The 18701-nt window shown below is 57.0% G+C and carries 20 protein-coding genes; 7 read left to right on the top strand and 13 right to left on the bottom strand.

Going from position 1 to position 18701, the window contains the following annotated elements; genetic code table 11:
- The first annotated feature begins 3 nt into the window (after window positions 1–3).
- The 4 genes from DYL59_RS14740 (at window position 4) to ptaA (ending at window position 3111) form a co-directional block, all read left to right on the top strand.
- Window positions 4–630 carry a cytochrome o ubiquinol oxidase subunit III gene (locus DYL59_RS14740; protein WP_010206435.1) on the top strand — a complete coding sequence of 209 codons (627 nt, stop codon included), beginning with the start codon at window positions 4–6 and terminating at the stop codon, window positions 628–630.
- On the top strand, window positions 630–971 hold the full coding sequence (gene cyoD / locus DYL59_RS14735) for a cytochrome o ubiquinol oxidase subunit IV (RefSeq protein WP_010206434.1): 342 nt from the start codon (window positions 630–632) through the stop codon (window positions 969–971). The genes DYL59_RS14740 and cyoD overlap by 1 nt, the downstream gene beginning before the upstream one ends.
- An 11-nt stretch (window positions 972–982) precedes the next feature.
- On the top strand, window positions 983–1870 hold the full coding sequence (gene cyoE / locus DYL59_RS14730; protein ID WP_135289857.1) for a heme o synthase: 888 nt from the start codon (window positions 983–985) through the stop codon (window positions 1868–1870).
- Window positions 1871–2016: 146 nt separating this feature from the next.
- Window positions 2017–3111, top strand: coding sequence for a pyoverdine biosynthesis transaminase PtaA (gene ptaA / locus DYL59_RS14725; protein WP_135289856.1), 1095 nt, complete (start codon window positions 2017–2019; stop codon window positions 3109–3111).
- A gap of 73 nt (window positions 3112–3184) precedes the next feature.
- Here ptaA and DYL59_RS14720 read toward each other — a convergent pair whose 3' ends face one another.
- The 8 genes from DYL59_RS14720 to DYL59_RS14685 all read right to left on the bottom strand — a co-directional run bounded on the left by DYL59_RS14720 (window position 3185) and on the right by DYL59_RS14685 (window position 12266).
- Window positions 3185–3889 (bottom strand): hypothetical protein, encoded by a 705-nt coding sequence (locus DYL59_RS14720; RefSeq protein ID WP_135289855.1) that lies wholly within the window; start codon window positions 3887–3889, stop codon window positions 3185–3187.
- A 116-nt stretch (window positions 3890–4005) separates the two neighbouring features.
- Window positions 4006–5259: a 2-aminoadipate transaminase gene (locus tag DYL59_RS14715; RefSeq protein ID WP_135289854.1), complete on the bottom strand. Its 1254-nt coding sequence runs from the start codon at window positions 5257–5259 to the stop codon at window positions 4006–4008.
- Between the two features lie 132 nt (window positions 5260–5391).
- The gene (locus DYL59_RS14710) at window positions 5392–6405 is read right to left on the bottom strand and encodes a sensor domain-containing diguanylate cyclase (protein ID WP_135289853.1); all 1014 of its coding nucleotides are present in this window, start codon (window positions 6403–6405) and stop codon (window positions 5392–5394) included.
- A 137-nt stretch (window positions 6406–6542) separates the two neighbouring features.
- The gene (locus DYL59_RS14705) at window positions 6543–8426 is read right to left on the bottom strand and encodes an alkaline phosphatase D family protein (RefSeq protein WP_135289852.1); all 1884 of its coding nucleotides are present in this window, start codon (window positions 8424–8426) and stop codon (window positions 6543–6545) included.
- A 110-nt stretch (window positions 8427–8536) separates the two neighbouring features.
- Window positions 8537–8734 (bottom strand): hypothetical protein, encoded by a 198-nt coding sequence (locus tag DYL59_RS14700; RefSeq protein ID WP_135289851.1) that lies wholly within the window; start codon window positions 8732–8734, stop codon window positions 8537–8539.
- A gap of 122 nt (window positions 8735–8856) precedes the next feature.
- A complete protein-coding gene (locus tag DYL59_RS14695; RefSeq protein WP_135289850.1) occupies window positions 8857–11100 on the bottom strand; it encodes an ATP-binding protein in 2244 nt (747 codons plus the stop codon).
- Window positions 11097–11690 carry a biliverdin-producing heme oxygenase gene (locus DYL59_RS14690; RefSeq protein ID WP_135289849.1) on the bottom strand — a complete coding sequence of 198 codons (594 nt, stop codon included), beginning with the start codon at window positions 11688–11690 and terminating at the stop codon, window positions 11097–11099. The genes DYL59_RS14695 and DYL59_RS14690 overlap by 4 nt, the downstream gene beginning before the upstream one ends.
- Before the next feature lie 195 nt (window positions 11691–11885).
- A complete protein-coding gene (locus DYL59_RS14685) occupies window positions 11886–12266 on the bottom strand; it encodes a response regulator (RefSeq protein ID WP_135289848.1) in 381 nt (126 codons plus the stop codon).
- A 381-nt stretch (window positions 12267–12647) separates the two neighbouring features.
- On the opposite strand from DYL59_RS14685, the gene DYL59_RS14675 reads away from it, so the two are divergent.
- Both DYL59_RS14675 and DYL59_RS14670 read left to right on the top strand, forming a co-directional pair.
- Complete coding sequence (locus tag DYL59_RS14675) at window positions 12648–13022, top strand: c-type cytochrome (RefSeq protein ID WP_135289847.1); 375 nt, start codon at window positions 12648–12650, stop codon at window positions 13020–13022.
- 193 nt (window positions 13023–13215) lie between these two features.
- Window positions 13216–13785 (top strand): hypothetical protein, encoded by a 570-nt coding sequence (locus DYL59_RS14670; protein WP_135289846.1) that lies wholly within the window; start codon window positions 13216–13218, stop codon window positions 13783–13785.
- 96 nt (window positions 13786–13881) lie between these two features.
- Here the strand turns inward: DYL59_RS14670 and DYL59_RS14665 are convergent, their stop codons facing one another.
- Genes DYL59_RS14665 through DYL59_RS14655 form a run of 3 tightly spaced genes read right to left on the bottom strand, consistent with a single transcriptional unit; the run spans window position 13882 to window position 15761 of the window.
- Window positions 13882–14349, bottom strand: a complete 468-nt coding sequence (locus DYL59_RS14665; protein ID WP_135289845.1) for a hypothetical protein — start codon at window positions 14347–14349, stop codon at window positions 13882–13884.
- A gap of 54 nt (window positions 14350–14403) precedes the next feature.
- The gene (locus tag DYL59_RS14660) at window positions 14404–14628 is read right to left on the bottom strand and encodes a hypothetical protein (RefSeq protein WP_135289844.1); all 225 of its coding nucleotides are present in this window, start codon (window positions 14626–14628) and stop codon (window positions 14404–14406) included.
- Complete coding sequence (locus tag DYL59_RS14655) at window positions 14625–15761, bottom strand: colicin E3/pyocin S6 family cytotoxin (protein ID WP_135289843.1); 1137 nt, start codon at window positions 15759–15761, stop codon at window positions 14625–14627. The genes DYL59_RS14660 and DYL59_RS14655 overlap by 4 nt, the downstream gene beginning before the upstream one ends.
- A gap of 399 nt (window positions 15762–16160) precedes the next feature.
- On the opposite strand from DYL59_RS14655, the gene DYL59_RS14650 reads away from it, so the two are divergent.
- Window positions 16161–16394 (top strand): hypothetical protein, encoded by a 234-nt coding sequence (locus DYL59_RS14650; protein ID WP_135289842.1) that lies wholly within the window; start codon window positions 16161–16163, stop codon window positions 16392–16394.
- 91 nt (window positions 16395–16485) lie between these two features.
- Here the strand turns inward: DYL59_RS14650 and DYL59_RS14645 are convergent, their stop codons facing one another.
- Window positions 16486–17619, bottom strand: a complete 1134-nt coding sequence (locus DYL59_RS14645; protein ID WP_135289911.1) for a protein kinase domain-containing protein — start codon at window positions 17617–17619, stop codon at window positions 16486–16488.
- On the bottom strand, window positions 17616–18683 hold the full coding sequence (locus DYL59_RS14640; protein ID WP_135289841.1) for a protein kinase domain-containing protein: 1068 nt from the start codon (window positions 18681–18683) through the stop codon (window positions 17616–17618). The genes DYL59_RS14645 and DYL59_RS14640 overlap by 4 nt, the downstream gene beginning before the upstream one ends.
- Window positions 18684–18701 lie beyond the last annotated feature (18 nt).

Here is an 18701-nt window from a genome sequence, read left to right as displayed (position 1 = left end):
ACCATGTCGAACTTAGTGACCAATGCTGGACACGCCCATGTCGATGACCATGGGCACGATGACCATCACCACGACTCGGGGCCGATGACCGTTTTCGGTTTCTGGCTCTACCTGATGACCGACTGCATCTTGTTTGCGTCGATCTTCGCGGTGTACGCGGTACTGGTAAACAACGTAGCGGGTGGCCCGTCGGGCCACGACATCTTCGAACTGCCTTACGTGCTTGGCGAAACCGCCTTGCTGTTGTTCAGTTCGATCACCTACGGCTTCGCCATGTTGGCCTTCTACAAAGGCAACAAGAAAGGCGTACTGAGCTGGTTGGCACTGACCTTCCTGTTCGGCCTGGGCTTCATCGGCATGGAAATCAACGAGTTCCACCTGTTGATCTCCGAAGGCTACGGCCCGCACCGTTCCGGCTTCCTGTCTGCGTTCTTCACGCTGGTAGGCACCCACGGTCTGCACGTAACAGCCGGCCTGCTGTGGATGGCGGTGATGATGTATCAGGTCAATAAGCACGGCCTGACCAACACCAACAAGACCCGCCTGAGCTGCCTGAGCCTGTTCTGGCACTTCCTGGACGTGGTCTGGATCTGCGTCTTCACCGTTGTTTACCTGATGGGGACTCTGTAATGGCTAATGCACACTCCCATGACCATGACAGCCATGATGCGAGCCACGGCAGCGTTAAGTCCTACGCTATCGGCTTCATCCTGTCGGTAATCCTGACGCTTATCCCGTTTGGTCTGGTGATGTACCCGACCCTGCCAAAGTCGATCACTTTGATGATCGTGCTGGCATTCGCAGTGATCCAGGTTCTGGTTCACCTGGTGTACTTCCTGCACCTGGATCGCTCGAAAGAGCAACGCGATAACGTGATTGCGTTCGTGTTCGCAGGGTTGGTAATCCTGCTGTTGGTTGGCCTGTCGATATGGATCATGTTCAGCATCCATACGTTCATGATGGCGAAGTGAGGTAAGACCCGATGTCGCTTAAGCACTTTATCCAAATCACCAAACCGGGGATCATTTTCGGTAACGTGCTTTCTGTGGCGGGCGGTTTCTTCCTGGCCTCCAAGGGACATGTCGATCTGGCCATCTTCCTGGCTGCGATGATCGGCACCTCCCTGGTGGTAGCTTCCGGATGTGTGTTCAACAACTGCATCGACCGTGACATCGATATCAAGATGGAGCGCACCAAGAACCGCGTGCTGGTGCAGGGGCTTATCTCCCTGAAGCTGGCACTGCTGTTCGCGACCGTTTTGGGTGTTGCCGGCGTGGCGTTGTTGTACAAGGTGGCCAACCCGTTGGCGGCGCTGTTTGCCGTGATCGGCTTTGTCATCTACGTTGGCCTTTACAGCCTGTACCTCAAGCGCAAGTCGGTTCACGGCACGCTGGTGGGCAGTCTGTCGGGGGCGATGCCGCCGGTGATTGGTTATGTGGCTGTAACCAATAGCTTCGACATGGCCGCGCTGACGCTACTGGTGATGTTCAGCCTGTGGCAGATGCCGCACTCCTACGCCATTGCGATCTTCCGTTTCAACGACTACCTGGCTGCTTCGATTCCGGTACTGCCGGTAAAACGTGGCATCCAGGTCGCCAAGAAACACATCCTGCTGTACATCCTGGCCTTCCTCGTGGCGACCTTGATGTTGACCTTCAGTGGCTACGCCGGCATGAGCTACCTTGCCGTTGCCGCCGCCATGGGCATGTACTGGTTGTACATGGCCTGGACCGGCTACAAGGCGGTGGATGACACCGTCTGGGCGCGCAAGCTGTTCGTGTTCTCGATCTTCACCATTACCGCGCTCAGCGTGATGATGTCCCTGGATTTCCAAGTGCCGAAAGAGCTGTTGCTGACCTACGCTCACTGAGTGGTAACGCAGTGAAAAAGCCCCGCCTTCGAGAGAAGCGCGGGGCTTTTTCTTGGGCGATCGTTTAAATCGCGTGCCGATTTTCTCGTCATACCCCTCTGTACGAGCTGTGCGAATCCATCACCCCCCTTACAAGGAGTTGCGCCATGGTCAGCGTTAGTCGTCGGTCCCTTCTCGCCCTGGGCGCTGCCCTGCCTCTGCTGGGGCGCCTTGATTGGGCGGTAGCGGCCCCGCCGCCGGCAAAGACTGACACGGTGCTGCTCAACTACAACGAAAGCCCCTACGGCCCCTCACAGGCCGCCCGTGCCGCGATGCAACGCGGCATCGCCACCTCCGGGCGCTACCCTTACAAGCACATGTATGCCCTGGCCGGGCTGTTTGCCCAGCAGCAAGGGATTGCCGAGGAGCAGGTGGCGGTGTTTGCCGGCTCCATGGCCGCTCTGCGCTACGCGGTGCTGGCATTTACCGATCAAACCCATGGGCTGGTGATGGCCACGCCGTCTTATGAAGTGCCGCGCCAGGCGGCCGAGTCGAACAAGGCGCCGGTCAAGGAAGTGGACTTGAACGCCGAGCACGCCCATGACGTACCGGCCATGCTCGCCGCTGATTCCAGCGCGGGCATGCTTTACCTGTGCAACCCCAACAACCCCACCGGCACCGTCACCCCCACCGATGCCATCCGCCAGGCGTTGGCGAACAAACCCAAAGGCAGCGTACTCGTGGTGGACGAGGCCTATATCGACTTTGCCGATGTGCCCAGCGTGGTCAGTTGGGTCAAGGACCACGACGACCTGCTGGTGTTGCGCACCTTCTCGAAAATCTACGGCATGGCCGGTGCTCGCCTGGGTTTGGCGATCGGCCATCCAGGTCTGCTGGAGCGGCTGGCGGTGTTTGGCGGCGACAACGTGCCAGCGGGGCCCACGCTGCTGGCAGGTTTGGCCAGCCTCGAAGACGTGAAGTTGCTGCCCCAACGCAAGGCGCTCAACAACCAACTGCGCGATGAAACCATTGCCTGGTTGAAAGGCCGGGGATTCGCCTGCACCGCGTCCCAGGCCAACTGCTTCATGATCGATGTGAAGCAACCGGCTGAGCAGGTGATCGAGAAACTGGCCGCGCACGGCGTGTTGATTGGCCGGGTGTGGAAAAACTGGCCGCAGTGGGTACGGGTGACGGTGGGCAACAAGCAGGAGATGGCGCGGTTTAGGGAGGTGTTTGCAGCGCAGGTGGTGGGTAGTAACTGACACAACACAGATCAAATGTGGGAGGGAGCAAGCCCCCTCCCACATTGGGTTTAGCGGTGTTGCTGAGAATGGGTTACTGCTGCGCGATGCTGTAACCGTCAAACGCGCTCTGCTGCTGCAACGCCGTAATCACACTCTTGCGACTCAACGGCTGCTCGGCCCCCGAGTTATCCACAAAGCTTTCCACCTCCAGCTCGGCCTCTTCGCCCTCACCCACAAAGCTGAAACCCAGGAATTCGAACGCTTCGCGGTCCACATTCAACTTGGAGCGCGGCGTGCGCAGCGGCAGGGTGACGCTGATGCCGTCCTTGCTGATCACAAACACTTCGGCCTCTTTCTTGGGGCGTGCGGCCTTGCTCTTGCCCGAGCTTGGGTTGCTGATGGCCAGGTGGCTTTGGTTCAGCACCTTGAGGGCCAGGCCGTAGACCAGTTCCTGGAACTCGGGGTCATCCTTGAAGCTGGACAGGATGCGGCTGATGGAGAACTTGCTGCTCAGGTCTTCCAGGGCAATGTTGTCAGCGGCCTCGGCGTCCTTGAGTTGCTTGAGCTGGCCCATCAGGTCATAGGCCTTGTCGTCGTCAAAGGCATCGTGGGCCTGGCGGATAGCGACGCGCAGTTCGCGGATCTGGTCGCTTTCCTTGGAGGTGTGGAACGCGTCCAACACCATCTCGCTGATGATCTTGGCCGCTGGCACATGCTGTGAAAGATTGATGGCGTTTTCGTATTCAGCTTTGGACGGCAAGGCGACTACGGATTCTTCGTGGTGGGAATCGGACATTGAAATTTCACTTCAGTAAACGGGGGACAAAAAAGCGTCGGGCATTTTCAGGGGGGAGGGGGATCAGGTCAAGGCGGCACGTTGCCCACCTTGCCGGCGTTGTCAGTGCAAACGAGCTAGGCCTTCAATTGTTTGAGGCAGCGCTCAAGGATATCCAACCCTTCATCCAATACCGCAGGTTCAATGGTGAGGGGCGCCAGCAAGCGGATGATATGCCGTGACTTGCCGCTGGGCATCAGCAGCAAACCGGCGTCCCGCGCCAGGCCGAGCAGTTGCGTCAGTTGCTGGGGCGCGGGCGTACCGTCAGGGTTGGCCAGTTCGATGCCGCGCATGGCGCCGACACCAGTCAGTCGGCCGAGAAAGACGCAAAGCCCCTGTTCACGCCAGGCTTGGTAACGGCGCACGATGGCCTCTTCCTGTTGCGAGCCCCAGGTGTTCAAGTGCTCATCGGTCATCGCATCCAGCGTCGCCAACGCCGCCGCACATGCGATGGGGTTGCCGGAATAGGTGCCACCCAGGCCGCCCTTGGGCAGGTTGTCGAGCAGTGCCTTGCGCCCCACCACTGCACCCAGCGGCACACCCCCTGCGATGCTTTTGCCCAGCAGGATCAGGTCCGGCTCAATGCCCAGGCGCGAGAAGGCAAAGCGCTGGCCCGTGCGGCCGAACCCCGATTGGATTTCATCGGCAATCAGCAGGATGTTGTTTTCGTCGCAAAAACGCCGCAGTACCTGGGCAAACTCGCTGCTCAGGGCCAGGAAACCACCTTCGCCCTGCACGGGCTCGATGATGAAGCAGGCGACGTCGTTAACGTCGATTTCCACGCTGAACAGACGGTCCATGGCTTTTAGCGCTTCGGCGCAGCTCACGCCGTTATCGGCGCTAGGGTAGGGCAGGTGATACACAGGGCCCGGCAGTACACCGACCTTTTGCTTGTAGGGCGCCACCTTGCCGTTGAGGTTGAGGGTGGCCAGGGTCCGGCCGTGGAATGCGCCGTCGAAGGCAATTACCGCTGTACGGCCGGTGGCGCCGCGCACGATCTTCAGGGCGTTTTCCGCCGCCTCCGCGCCGCTGTTGGTAAGCATGCCGCTGACGGGGTAACTCACCGGGATAAAGGCCGTCAGACGTTCCATCAGTTCGATGTAAGGCGCGTGAGGGACGGCGTTGAAGGCGTAATGGGTGAGCCGGGTGGCCTGCTCGCGAATCGCCTCGACCACACCTGGGTGGCAATGCCCGAGGTTGAGCACGCCGATACCGCCGACAAAATCGATATAGCGTTTACCCGAGGTATCCCACACCTCGGCGTTTTTGCCATGGCTGAGGCTGATGGGGTGAACGATGGAAATCGACTGGCTGATGGTTTCGCGGCTCATGAATCCTGGACTCGGCAGTGGCGGGCTGTTTTTTATCTAAGCCGTAGGCCGGGCCCTGCCGCAAACGAAATAAAGTCGCCGGGTCATTATTAAAAGTCGGGATGTGCCGTCAGCAGCATCTGCGCCGGGCAGTCACTCCGACACCCCATCCTTTCCCGCTGCCTTGGCGCGGTACAGCGCTTGATCGGCACGCGCCATCAGGGCCATGGGTGACTCACCCGGCTGGCGCTCGGCCACGCCCAGGCTCAGGGTCACGCTCAGGCCCGGCCTTACCGGCACATTCTTGAGTGCTTGGCGGATGTTTGCAGCCAGGGTTTTTGCCACCGCCAGTGAGCTTTTGGGCAGCACCACCATGAATTCATCGCCTCTCCAGCGGGCCACCAGGTCGTCGGGGCGTATGCAGCTTTCCAGGCACGCCACCACCCGCACCAGGGCCTGGTCGCCCACGCCGTGGCCGTGCTGATCATTGATCGGCTTGAAGTCATCGATATCCATGGCGATCAACGCCAGTGGCAGGCGAAAGCGTTGGGCACGCTCGCATTCTTCCAGCAGCACCTTTTCCAGGCGATAGCGATTGGCGACCAAGGTCAGGGGGTCGCGCTCGGACAGGGCGCGGTTTTCATCAAGCTGCAATTGCAACTGTTGATTGACCCGTGACAACTCGCCCGTGCGTTCGGCCACCAGAGCCTCAAGGGATTGGTTACGTCGCTCCAACTGTTCGATGGAGCATTTGCGTGCATGAATATCACGGTGCGCCCCCACCATCCGCGCCACCGAACCGTCGGTATTGCGCGCAATCACATAGCCGCGGTCTTCGATCCACAGGTAGCTGCCATCCTGCCTGCGGCAACGGTATTCGATCTGATAGTGGGGCGCGCGACGGTTGATGTAGTCATCAAACCGCTGCATCACCAGGGGGTAATCCTCCGGGTGGATCACGTTTTCCCAAGTGAACACGCTGTTTTCAAGGGAGTGGCGGGGATAGCCCAGCATCTCGTACCACCCCGGATTGCGGTACACAAAACCGGTGTTGGCGTTCCAGTCCCAGATCCCATCGCTGACCAGCTCCAGGACCGTGTGCAACATGTCGGCATTGAGGTGAGAAAAATCATTGTGCAGCGGGCTATTGTCGGAAATATCGTCCATCTTCGTGCTCCCTGCCTGTGCTGGCGTCCAAGGCCAGTCAAAATTGGCGCCGATACTCCTTGGCTGGAGCTACTGTACAACGGGGCCTGGGGGCTTTGAATAGGGTGCGGGTGATGCTTTTGGGGAGTGGCAATGGGCTATTGTTTCGGCGCCACCATCCGCGTTCGTTCCCGCCCATCCGCGTTGTGTTGGTAAATCGCCTCCGGTTGGCCCTGTTCATTGAAAAACACCTGACCTATTCCCGCCGAGTTCCACAGGCGCTCCCCGGCCTCGGCATGTTCCGGGATATGCGGCACCACCTGCATGGTGCGTCGGCGCGTGAACCAGTTAAGGGGTGAACGGGGGGAGTAGAGCCAGCGGTTGAGACGGTCGAACCATTCCAGCAAGCGCGCAGGGAATTCGTTCTTGATGCCGCTGCTGGTGATCTGCCAGATCCGCGGGCCGGCGTTGCGATGCCGGATCAGCACCTCGTAGACGAACGAATAGTGCACATCACCCGAGAGGATCACGTAGTTACCCGGCGTGCGTGAGTGGCGGAAGATATTGAGGATCACCTGGGCGGCACCGCGATGGGCCATCCAGTTTTCGGCGTCTACCAACAGTGGGTGGCCACACCAACTGAACACCTTTTGTACCGTCTCGATCAGCTTGACGCCAAAGATCGGCGCGGGCGAGACGATGATGGCCGAAGGGTGGTCGAGCAGTTCCTGTTGCAGTTCGCTTAAGGCTTCCCAGTCCAGCAGGCCGGACGGTTGCTTGAGGGTGAACTCGCTGCGCCAGCGGCGGGTGCGGGTGTCGAGCACTACCAGGGCGGGGGTAGTGGGCAGTACGTAGTGCCACCGCTGGAACGTCAGCAGCGTGTCGATCAAGTCATCCTGGGCGGCGGCGTCCAGGTGATTGGCCTGCATTCTGCCGGCAAGCGCCTGTGTCCGGCCGACCAGTTCGCCAAATGCATCCGGCTGGTTGCCCCAGCCCTGGCACAGCATATAGGCCAGCAGGGCGTTGCCAATGATGCGCTTGGAGAAGGGGTGGCCGTAGGCGGTTTGTTCCCATTGGGCGCTGAGGTTCCAGTCATCGGTGATGTCGTGATCGTCGAAGATCATCAAGGTAGACAGGTGAGCGAACACCCGCGCGACACCCGGCAGGCCATCGCGAAAGGCATCGATGTGGACCTGCTCCTGGGCATACCGCGCCTGTTCTTCGCTGCTCAATTGCGGTGGTTGCGGCGCGATCAGCGTCCAGGGCGTGGGCGACCAGGCCAGCAGGTACATCGCCAGCACTTCGGCAAAGGTCACCAGGTGGTTGTCGGCGGTGCTGCTGGTGAAGATGGGTTTTTTCACCCCGCCGAAGAAGCGCTCGCGCAGGGTTTCGTTGCTGTCCAGCGCCGGCAGCAGGTCGGCGCGATGGTAATAGCTGGCGCGGTGGCCATAGAGGCTGGCGCTGTCATCCACCACGGCGCCTTCCAGGTACTCGTCGAACAGGCCCAGTCGCTCGATCAGCGCGTGGATGGCCCGCAGCATGGGGCCGGCCACATCGTCGGCGTACACCTGGTCGCCGCTCATCATCAGCAAGGCCGGGCGTTCGGCTGGCGTGTGGGCGTCGGCCAACAGGCGGTCCACGCACAGCAGGCCTTCATCGGCGCGGTGGTGGGGCTTGCGGCATGAGCCATGCGCCAACTGGTGGATGCGACTATGCAGAACGAAATTCGGGGTTTGTGCGCGGGCGTACAGCAGGTGGGGCGCCCAATCGGCGATGCCGAGGTTATCGATCAGCAGGTCGTAGTTGATGACTACGTCTTGGGGCAGGGCGTCTTCCAGTGGCACGTCGATCAGATGGATAAAGGCCCGGCGACCCACCGGCACCACAGAGCACTGGTCTGGGGCCAGGACGATGTCCCGCGCCTGGCCGGCCACCTCCAGTCTCAACGTAAGCGCCAATTCGCGGCTGCCCACCAGCCACAACACCAAGCGGCGGGGTTCCAAACGACGTAAAAGGGGGCCGGCAAGGACGGGGTGCAGCATAAGGGCAGTGACTCTGTGCAAGAAAGACACGCAGGGTAGCCCAGCGGATGTCAGTATTTTGTTGATGAAAGTGATCAGGACTGCACAAGCAGCCCTGAACATGGAGGGGGTTAAAGCGGCGAATTGCGATTGAGGTTGTCCATGCCGCTGCGATAGTTAGTCTTCTTGGCAGGGTGCTGTGCATTAGGCACATGCAAGGCAGTCTCTGAAGCCTTTGGCTGATGCGAAGCATTGTGCTGTGCCGGTTGGCTGTTCAACCGATGAATGCTGCTGACGAAACTTGTGTAGGTGCTGTAGTGAAAATCCATGACGCATTCCTCTGACTGTATGGGCTCGACGCGCCGCTTAATTGAAGCTGCGCGGCGAGGGCCGAACTTACAGAGCGCTGGACGCAGCAGCTATAAACGCCTTATCACAAAACGTTGCGCAATCAGGTATGGGAGTCCCCTTCCACCTTGGGCACCGTAAACCTGAACTCACTGCCGCGTCCCACTTCACTTTCGGCAACGATTTTGCCGCCATGGGCCTGGATGATGCCCTGGGTGATATACAGCCCCAGGCCACTGCCGGTGGGGTTGTTTTCGGTCTGTGTCCAATAGCGATCAAACACATGGGGCAGTTGCTCCGGCGCAATGCCTTCGCCAGAGTCGCGCACCGAGAACACGATCTCCTCGCCATTGCTCATGGCGCTGATACCGATATTGCCCTGGCGCGGGGTGAACTTGATGGCATTGCCAATCAGGTTCGACAGCACCTGGAACAGGCGCTCCGGGTCGGCGTTGATCTGCAGGCCGGGTTCTGCATTGAACGACAGGTCGATGCCCTTCTCCATCGCCAGCGGTGCCAGCAGTGAATAGGCCTCTTCAAAGATCTGGCTCACATCCAGCGCCACAGGCTTGACCACATAACGCCCGGCCTCGATTTTCGAGGTGTCGAGCAGGTCTTCGAGCAGCACATTCATGCGCCCAGCGGCCTGCTGCATGGTGTCGATGGCCGAAGAAATACGTCGTGAAGTGTGTGGGCCGTCGGAACTGAAGGCTTTTTGCATCATGCCGCACAGCATGGAAATCACCGTCATCGGGTTGCGCAGGTCGTGGGATACCACGGCCACCAACTCATCACGGGCGCGCACGGCCTGTTGCTCGCGCAGCACCTGGCGAGCCAGGTCGTTTTCCAGCGCCGAGCGGCGCAGGTCGTTGGCGGCAAAACGGTCGCCGTGGCTCCACTTGGTGGAAATGCCGGCCATTTCGACTTTCCAGATCTCAAACGAAGTGCGTGGGCGAAGGCGCAGGCCTGCGTCGGAGGTTTCCAGGTCCAGCGGCTTTTTCGGGTCGCCGCTCCAGTTGATGTTCTCTTTGACTTCCGGGCGGAACCACAGCACGCCGTTATCCACAGGCTTGGGCAAACTCATGGCCAACACGCCACTGGCCACCTGCTGGAATGCCTCGGCGGGCGGGTAGACCGACGCCAGATTATGGCTGGAGAACACCGGCTCGCCGCCTTCTTGCAGCCACTTGTGCAACGCACGGATCTGCGCCGGCTCCGGGCAGTTGCCGTAGCGATGCAGTTGCTTGTCTTCGATGATCGCTACGCCGCCAGCCAACGCGAGTTCCATCAACACTTGAGGCTGCTGGGCCAGGCCGTCGAATACGTTTTCTTCCGAACGCTTCATCGCCTGGTCCAGCAGGGCCAGGGCCTCGACTTTCTCTTCGCGCTGGCGGCTCAGGTCCAAGGCTTCCATCGCGCTGATTTGCAATGACAGCACCTGGCCAATGGTCTGGCAGGCGGTACGCAGGTCGTTGGGTACCAGCAGCGGCTCGCGGTTACCACAACTGATCAAGCCCCACAGCTTGTCACCCTTCATCAGCGAGATGCTCATGGACGACAACACGCCCATGTTCTGCATGTACTGGCAATGGATCGGTGACACGCTGCGCAAGGTCGCGAAGCTCAAGTCCAGCGGCTGGCCGGTGTCCGGGCGCAGCTTGGGCAGCAGCGGCACTGGCTCATAGGCCGCGTTGGGGATGATGCGCAGCCAGTTGGTGCGATACAGCTCGCGGGCCTGCTCCGGGATGTCGGACGCGGGGAAGAACAGCCCGTTGAAAAGCTCCATGGACGGTGCCGATGCTTCGGCGATCACCTGGCCGTGGCCTTCCTCTTCAAAGCGGTAGATCAGCACGCGGTCGTAGCCGGTCATGGCCTGGATTTCATTCACGCTGATTTCGTACAGCGCTTGCAGGGTTTTTGCTGACTGCAAACGCTGCAGCATCTTGCCCAGGTCACTGGTGCGACCGTTGAGCGCGCGTGGGCGAAAATCCTTGAGCAGGGGTTCGAACTCCAGCACCAGCACGTTCTGATGGCGGTGCAGCAAACCTTCGAACTCTGCGTCGGCAAAGGTGACGTGCAGCGGTGGCGCATCAAAAAATGTGTTGTTCTCGGCCATGGCCGCGACAGCCTTGGCATGCTCGGCGCCCACCAGCGTGTGCAGCGGCTGGCCCAGAAGCGCCTCGGGTTCATGGCCGAACAAGCTGGTGACGTTGGCGCTGACCTGAATGATTGTCAGGTCTGGCTCTGACAAGGTCAGCAGCACACCGTGGGGCTGGATCGCCCCCGGAAAGCGGATGGGCTCGTCGGCACAGTTGGCAAGCAGTTCTTCAAAATCGTCGGGTTTCATAGCAGTACCTCCTGGCTGTCGAGCCATTGCTCAAAGCAGCTGAATGTCGAACGGGCGGCATCCACCGCGCGCTGTTTAGCGCTAGTGTCCAGCGGCTGGCGGCCCAGGTAGTCGAGAAAGTCTTTCCAGCGTCGACCGGTCTCGGCGCCGTATATATCAAGGAACGCGCCGCCGTTATCGGCATTCACGTCCAGGCGCTGGGCCATTTCCCGGCGCAAAACCTGGCCGCCCAGTGTTGCGCCTTCCAGCACATACAGGGCGCCAAGGCAGGCGGCAGGGGTGTCAAAGAGGGGCAGTTCGGTGCAGCGGGGTAGGGCGCGCTCATCAACGCCCAAGGCGCCAAGATCGCTCAGCAAAGTTGGCGTTTTCACGCGCAGCACTGCGTCATAGCCTTCAGGGATCAAGCCGCTGTCATACAGCGCCACTTCCATTGGCCCGTAAAACCCGTAATAGGCTTGGAGCAAACGCTGGTACCAATCGGCGTCCAGATGCTCGGAGAAAAACGGCAGGCGCTTTTCCAGTCCTACGTGCAGCAAGGCGGTGCCTGTGCGTAGGGCTTCCAGCAAAGAGGGCGCGGCCAGTGAATGCATTCAATAAGCTCGAACTGTGGGCCTTGCGGCCATGAATGACGCGTGGAAATGGGCGACGATTCTACACACCTCAAGGCCGGTAACCGTGCGCACTAAGCGAAAAGGCTGACCAGCGGATCAGAAAAGTCGCTCCATGCATCATAAATGACCGCAGAGCCTGTTACGAAGTTCGGTTTAAATGATGTCTCGACGCCATCAATGCAGCGACATACCCTGTTGGGTCAGTGCCGTTTGCACACACTCAATCAGGTGTTCACTGCTCCAAGGCTTGGGCAAAAACCGCACCGAACTGCCCAGCTGCGCCGCCAGCTTGGTATTGCCAGAGGTCAACACCACCGGCACCGTGGGCCAGCGATGGGCCACCACTCGGCTCAAGTCATAGCCATTGAGCAAACCCGGCATCTGGATATCGCTGACAATCAGGTCCACCGGGTCATCGCCCCGTTCCAGGTAAATCATCCCTTCATCTGCCGAAGGAAACGACGTCACCACCGCGCCGAAATCCTCCAACACACCCACCATTAACGAACGAATGATCTCGTCGTCTTCCAGCACTAAAATCGATGGCTGAGCCATGATCCTTACTCCACCATCAGGGTTCATTAACGTGGAGTAGAACATGTCTGGATAGGTTCGATTGGATGTGTTTAAGGCGATGGGTGGTCATAAGAGTGAGGTTGCACGGTACTGCCCCTCGCCTCTAACGGCCCTCGCCCCTGGCAGTAACCCATAAACCACCCGGATTCAGGCAGCCGCATGATCAAAGTCGACCCTGCCGGCGAGCATGGCGCCCTGTGCGTCTACGGCAGCCAACTGTTCATGGCGCGACTATTTGTCCCAGGCCGAGTCGCAACGGTGCGGTTATGGGCTGTATGGCCCGGGCGGTTGAGTGAAGGATGGGCATGCGCTCCTGACAAACAGGCATAATCGCCCGCTACACCTGCTGTGGAGCCTCCCATGAAATACGCCGTGTTCGCCCTTGCCCTGATGTTCACTACCGGCCCTGCCTTTGCGGCGGGCGATGCCGAGGCGGGCGGCAAGCTCTTCACCAAGACCTGCGGTGGTTGCCACAGCATTGGTGAAGGTGCACGGGGTGGCTTTGGGCCTGAGCTCAACGGCATCATCGGTCGGCCCGCCGGGACTACCACCGACTATCAATATTCCGACGCGATGAAAAACTCCGGCGTGGTCTGGACCCGCGACAAGCTCGCCGCCTATATCGAAGCGCCAAAGAAAGTAGTGAGCGGCACGCGCATGATCTTCTGGGGCATCAGCGACCAAGAGAAGATCGAAAACATTCTGGCCTACCTCGAAACCTTCCAGCCCAAATGACGCCGCCCACATTTGAATGGGTGTAAGCAGGGCCAATGTGGGAGCTTTGGAGCCGCAGCGAGGCTGCGAAGGGATAACCTCGGTGCACCTGACAAACCGCAGCGCCTGTATCTCAACTGCTCCAATGCGGAACATTCTGTCTAATTCCAGGTCCAGTCATCACCCCATTCACACCGATAAGGACATCCCCCCTGTGAAGCGAATCGCCCTGCTTTCCCTCATCACCCTGGCCCTCTGCGGCTGCAACTCCAACCAGCGCAACTCATCCCCCACCCTGCTCAACGACGGTATTCAACTGCGCCAAAAGACCGTGGCCGTCGACGCCGAGCACGCCAAAGTCATCATGAAAGCCAGCGGCGGCACCAACCCCGTCGAATTCGCCATCCGCCGCGAAGGCGACCCCGACCAACGCATGGAAACCCTCGGCACCGTGATGGACACCGGCGAAGGCAAGGTTTTCAACTGGATCGCCAAGCTCAACCAGACCGTCGCCAGCGCCGGGTTCAAGCGTTTTCCACAGTTGGAAACATTGGCTGACCCTGGCAAGAAACTCACCGTCGCGAGCACGGCGGGCAGCCAGGGCAATGGGGTGTACTACAACTGTGGGCCGGTGATGAGCACGTTTAGCCCGGAAAAGGCCAAGGTGTATCTGGTGGAGTTTCAGTTCAAGGGTTCGATGTGTGAGCAGCATGTGTTTGACGTGACAGACCCGGCGCAACGGGTACCGGTGGAAGGGGCGGGGAGTGGGGTGAAGGCGAGCTGATTACCCATCGCAGAGTAACTGCACCACACCGAACAAAATGTGGGAGGGGGCTTGCCCCCGATGGCAGTGGTTCAGCCAACATCAATGCCCCTGACATCAACCAATAGGCAAAGCGTGCGCATAAACCACACCGTTGAAAGTGTGGGTGCAGCAGTCGCAAAAGGTTGGCATGCGCTCAGGTGTCAGCTGTGGGTTTACCTTTTGCAGCAGGCCAGCGTCGTCGACCCATAAGCCGCTGTAGTAGGTGTTTTCACCCGTGCTCACGTATTCCCGTTTGTCGCTTTCGTGGAGCGCGACCATCCAGAAGATTGGATCGGGGCGGTCCACGCGGGCGTTGGCCTCGCTGAAAACGGGGTCCCATGGTTGGCCTACCTTGGATAGGAGGAAGCGAAACAGCGGTGTGTAATCGAAACCGTGGCGATGGTGGCTGTGCATGGAGCTGCGGGTGGATTGCGCGAGCTTTTCTTTTTTGGTGTTTCGTTCGTATCGATAGGCGCGGCAACTGCCGTGGCGCACGCCGTGGGTACGGGTGTTGACTGAGCGGTAGAGGATGGGCTTTTTCATGGTTGGCCTCATGGGTTCTTGGGTTGCGTCGAACGAAAGTTGAAAACGTCGGCACTACGCATCGCATGCCAGATACAGCGACGCATTCTTCGGGAAGACCAATGAGGTTATTTTTTCGATGCCTTCAATTTGCTCAGGTGTTAGCAAGTAGTCATAGACACAGTCGCTCTCATCCTCCCAACCCATAATTGGCAGTAAGTCGGCAGCATTCAGGTTAAGCGGAATTTCAGTCGAAATATTCTCGCTTCCTGTTGGGACTACGTAGATCAGATGTTTCATGGTTCTATCCTTCTGGTGTCATCAGCTTCCTTGGTTCGTTCGCCTGTATTAGGGTCAAACTCGCCCAAGTGCCTGCCTCTCTTGTTGTACTTCTCCACCTTGCCTCGTTCGAAGTCCCATTCGTAAATATAGCTATGAGGGTCTTTCCAGCGGGGCCTAAGTCTGCCTCCTCCTTTAACGCGGGATTTGGATGGTGCGCGAACTGCATCGGGAAAGGCTGGTAAAGACGTCGGGCTCGGGTGGTATTTGTGATCCCCAGCCCGAACACTCACCACCACATACAACGGCCGAACCCCCGACCCCACCGGGAACACCAGAATAAAATCCCGATACTCCGGCGGATAAACCGGGTTAACCAAAATCTGTGCAGCCTTCTCGTTCGGCGGATAAATCCAAATCACCGGCGCTTGCGGCGCAGCCTCCAACGCCGGAATCCCCAGGGTGTCACCCGGATCAACCGAAGGCGTCCAGATCAACTCCATCTCTTCACCCAAATCCGCTACAAACTGATCGCCACGGCTTTGAAACTGCACCACATCAATCATCTGCCAGTCGGCGTTGTTACCGGTGTAAAACCCATAACCCTTGAGCGTGCCGTCCTCCAACTGCTCAACCTGCAAACGCATCTGCGAACGCGCCCGCTGCATCGAGCGCAATTGCTCATCGGAGTAGAGCGCGCTATCGCCCAGTTCCGATGGCCAGGCCAACGCCACCAACCCCGTCAACAACCCACCCACAACCGTCCCGACAGCGGCGGTCGCCGATTCCACCGCCGCCGTACGCAAGGCCAGTTGCCCCAGGCCAATGGGCAGCGCGCTGCCGCTGATCTTGCGCAAGGCCACGTCGCCCTGGGCGTCCACCTCACGCCCACCCAATAGGCAGAAATGGCCGTATTCCTTCACCAGTTCCATGGGTACGAAACCGGTGGGATCGGCGTAGTGGGTAATGCCATCGGGCAGTTGGCAGGGTTTGGTGAAGACGCAGCCGGGAGGCTTGGTGAGCGTAGGTGTTGGGGCAGGGGGAGGGTCGAATAGCTGGATGGGCGGCGAGTCAGGCCGCCGCGTCGGTTGCGGGGTCAGGATTCGCTGTTTGAGTTGTTGCTCTTCGGTGAGGGGGTAGGCGCGTTCTGACATGGCGGGCTCACTTCCTTGTGTGGGGGAGTGAGCCTATGAGCTTGTGATCAAGGCCCGTAATCGGACTTGTTCGATGGATTTCGTGGGAAAACTCAGCTGGTTTTATCGCAGAGGGCAGTGGTGTGCGTGTTGCCTTTCAGTCAAAACTTACAGGCAAGTAGGACCGCTCTGATTTCTCGCCGGCTTCCTCACCCGTAGCGGAGCGTTTGCTACGGTCGCGCGAAAAAACGCGATGGAAATACCGAATGCTTACCTTCCACACCCTATGGAAAAGCCACCCTGAAATATGAGGCGTCGACGGATTGGCTGAGCTACACGTGCATTCAGTAGGGATTTTCGATTGAAAGGGACGTTTTCGGATTACCAAAATTCCAAGGAGATTTGGTTTTGGAGGGTTGTATGAAGGTGGTTAAAGGCGTGGTGTTTGTGATGTTGGTAGTTATGGTGGCGGTTGGCGTGTTTAACGGGCTGCTGGTGGCAGTGTCGGCGTACTTTGGGCCGTTTTATGTAAGTGATGCGGAGCAGAGTCGGAATTTTGGGATTTGGTTGGTGGGGAATGTGGTGGTGGTTGTGGGCGCGGTGGTTTGGTATTGCAGTTATCTACTGAGGCTTCGGGGGATTATGGGAGAGTAGATGTGAGTTGGAGTGAGTTAATTTGTATTTGTAAATGATATGTGGTGTTTGGACCACAAGTTTAATCTTGTGGTCCTTTAATTAATATTGCCTATTGGGTTTTTTGTTTTAATACCAGTATTGGGGAGCATCTATCGTTGGGGCGTCCTGGGAAGATACTAAAGCAAACTGTGTCGCCAGTTTTGATTTTTTCAGCCCCGAAAACTTCTGTGCCATGGAAGAACCAACTTTTAGAAATGTCTTTGTCATTAATAAATCCAAAGTTTCCCGCATTTCCATTTTTATATCTTCCGGGGAATTGCTGTACCGTACCCATTCGTCTTGGTGTGAGTGAATAGCATAGTTCGTTACACAGTTGTAACAGCTTTTCTGCTGACGGGCGCTCCAGTGGGTCAACTTGTATGCACTCACATATTATATTCCAAAGGTCATTTTCTAGTGGTGCGGTAGATGGGTGGCGACCATACCACTTTGGTTTTTGAAGGTTAGGTTTTGAATGGAATAGCCTAGCGACATTCATAATTGCTAAACGGCCTTCCCCAAAAGGTGGTTCACCTGCAAGAAGATGATAGGCGATACAACCAAATGCCCAAATATCCATGGGCTGACCAGCACCTTTCCAGTCAGTCCAACACTCTGGAGACATGTAGGGGACCGCACCAAGAAGAGTATTTGACGATGTAAGTGTAGAGTTGTCTTTATCAAATAACTCCATCTCAATAGCAATTTCGGTTTCTGCAAGTTTGGCAATGCCGAAGTCTGTCAGCTTTATATTTTGAAGTCCGATATCATTGGATGTCATTATATTGCTTGGTTTAAGGTCTCGGTGGCATATGTTTACTTTGTGGGCTTCGTACAAGGCTTTTGAGATGTGATGTAAAGTTCGTGCTGCTAGATAAGGGTCCATGAATGTAAAGTCGCTTTCTAATCTTTTGCCAAGATCTTGCCCGGAAATAAATTCTTCAACAAGGAAAGTTATTTCTTCATTTTCGAAGTAATCAAATGTTGCGGCAACGTTGGAGTGTTTTACACGGGCCCCCATTTCTGCGCCTCTTCGAAACCGTCGATCTGTAATCCCTGGTTTAGGTGTTTTGAGCGCGACGTCTCTGCTTAATGTTTTATCATGGGCTAAATAAACTTCCTGCATGCCGCCAGCAGCATGGAATGATTTTATTTCATATCGATTGGCTAGCAGGTCACCTTTTTTAAACCTATGTTTGCTCATATCACTACTTCCGGTTGTGAGGAGGAGAACGTTATCCATTCCCTGCCATAGCCAAGCTCTTCAGCGCCAAATGCCAATACACAAGACGCCGGTAGAATAGAGCCAATTGTAGCGCTTTTATTGTTTATTGAGACGTTTCCAGTTACGTCGTCTATTATGAAGTCAAGCCCGTCATAAATTATTTTTATCCCGCCTAGGCCCTTGAGATTTATGTTTACATTTTGGTTTTTATTGGATAGTTCGTATATGTTTGCCGAGCCATGTACAAAAATACCTTTGTGCTGGCCCTGAACAAGGTAGTTTGCAAGAGCGTTGCTAATTTCGCGAGATTTTGGTCTGGATGACGGCTCTGGAGACAAACAATTATCTATTAGGGTGATTACTTTTTTGTCTATTAGTCCGCCTAGTATCGTCATTATAGAGGGAGCACTCGAACTAGTTTGTGGAGGAAGTTCATGCAGTTCTTTTGGCATTTCTTGAGAGCAAAGTGCCCATGCACAGACACCTAAGGCGTATATGTCCATCTCTTTTGTGATCGTGACATTGTCAAGGAATAGTTCGGGTGCGGCGTAAACTAGTGTTCCTCTGTTTTCGCGAGTTTTATACGTTTCGCTGTCAACGGAGATGCCAAAGTCAAAAAGTTTTAGTATTCCCGATTCGGATTCTTTAAAGTTGTCAAGTTTTAGGTCGCGGTGAATTATGTTCGATTCATGTAGATCAGCAAGGGCTGTCGCAATTTGATATAGATAAAGTAGAAAGAGTTTTGGTGAGTTTTTGGCTTCTTTGTAGAAGTTGTGAAAGCTTTGGCCGGTCAGTTTCTCTATAATAATGCCTTGTGTTAGGCCGTCTTTATCTATGATTACGTCATAAATCTCAACAATATGTCTCGATCGGGCGTGTGAAAGTAGTCGTATTTCGTTTGTTAATTGTTTGTTGTTTTTTTCGTCTTTCATTGACTTGTAAATGACAACTCTATCGAGATAGCTATCATGTACCGATTCGGCCGTGCCGAATCCGCCAGGCATAATACTAGCGGATATAGGGTTGTAGCGGGGAGGTAACATTATGAATTCCGTTTCAAT

The organism is Pseudomonas kairouanensis, from assembly GCF_004682055.1.
Lineage (GTDB): Bacteria > Pseudomonadota > Gammaproteobacteria > Pseudomonadales > Pseudomonadaceae > Aquipseudomonas > Aquipseudomonas kairouanensis.
This window is presented reverse-complemented; position numbering and strand designations above follow the sequence as displayed.

Excerpts from the sequence above, each read along its gene's own strand:
- DYL59_RS14740 (WP_010206435.1), top strand. The coding sequence starts at position 4 with ATGTCGAACTTAGTGACCAATGCTGGACACGCCCATGTCGATGACCAT.
- cyoD (WP_010206434.1), top strand. The coding sequence starts at position 630 with ATGGCTAATGCACACTCCCATGACCATGACAGCCATGATGCGAGCCAC.
- cyoE (WP_135289857.1), top strand. The coding sequence starts at position 983 with ATGTCGCTTAAGCACTTTATCCAAATCACCAAACCGGGGATCATTTTC.
- ptaA (WP_135289856.1), top strand. The coding sequence starts at position 2,017 with ATGGTCAGCGTTAGTCGTCGGTCCCTTCTCGCCCTGGGCGCTGCCCTG.
- DYL59_RS14720 (WP_135289855.1), bottom strand. The coding sequence starts at position 3,889 with ATGTCCGATTCCCACCACGAAGAATCCGTAGTCGCCTTGCCGTCCAAA.
- DYL59_RS14715 (WP_135289854.1), bottom strand. The coding sequence starts at position 5,259 with ATGAGCCGCGAAACCATCAGCCAGTCGATTTCCATCGTTCACCCCATC.
- DYL59_RS14710 (WP_135289853.1), bottom strand. The coding sequence starts at position 6,405 with ATGGACGATATTTCCGACAATAGCCCGCTGCACAATGATTTTTCTCAC.
- DYL59_RS14705 (WP_135289852.1), bottom strand. The coding sequence starts at position 8,426 with ATGCTGCACCCCGTCCTTGCCGGCCCCCTTTTACGTCGTTTGGAACCC.
- DYL59_RS14700 (WP_135289851.1), bottom strand. The coding sequence starts at position 8,734 with ATGGATTTTCACTACAGCACCTACACAAGTTTCGTCAGCAGCATTCAT.
- DYL59_RS14695 (WP_135289850.1), bottom strand. The coding sequence starts at position 11,100 with ATGAAACCCGACGATTTTGAAGAACTGCTTGCCAACTGTGCCGACGAG.
- DYL59_RS14690 (WP_135289849.1), bottom strand. The coding sequence starts at position 11,690 with ATGCATTCACTGGCCGCGCCCTCTTTGCTGGAAGCCCTACGCACAGGC.
- DYL59_RS14685 (WP_135289848.1), bottom strand. The coding sequence starts at position 12,266 with ATGGCTCAGCCATCGATTTTAGTGCTGGAAGACGACGAGATCATTCGT.
- DYL59_RS14675 (WP_135289847.1), top strand. The coding sequence starts at position 12,648 with ATGAAATACGCCGTGTTCGCCCTTGCCCTGATGTTCACTACCGGCCCT.
- DYL59_RS14665 (WP_135289845.1), bottom strand. The coding sequence starts at position 14,349 with ATGAAAAAGCCCATCCTCTACCGCTCAGTCAACACCCGTACCCACGGC.
- DYL59_RS14660 (WP_135289844.1), bottom strand. The coding sequence starts at position 14,628 with ATGAAACATCTGATCTACGTAGTCCCAACAGGAAGCGAGAATATTTCG.
- DYL59_RS14655 (WP_135289843.1), bottom strand. The coding sequence starts at position 15,761 with ATGTCAGAACGCGCCTACCCCCTCACCGAAGAGCAACAACTCAAACAG.
- DYL59_RS14650 (WP_135289842.1), top strand. The coding sequence starts at position 16,161 with ATGAAGGTGGTTAAAGGCGTGGTGTTTGTGATGTTGGTAGTTATGGTG.
- DYL59_RS14645 (WP_135289911.1), bottom strand. The coding sequence starts at position 17,619 with ATGAGCAAACATAGGTTTAAAAAAGGTGACCTGCTAGCCAATCGATAT.
- DYL59_RS14640 (WP_135289841.1), bottom strand. The coding sequence starts at position 18,683 with ATGTTACCTCCCCGCTACAACCCTATATCCGCTAGTATTATGCCTGGC.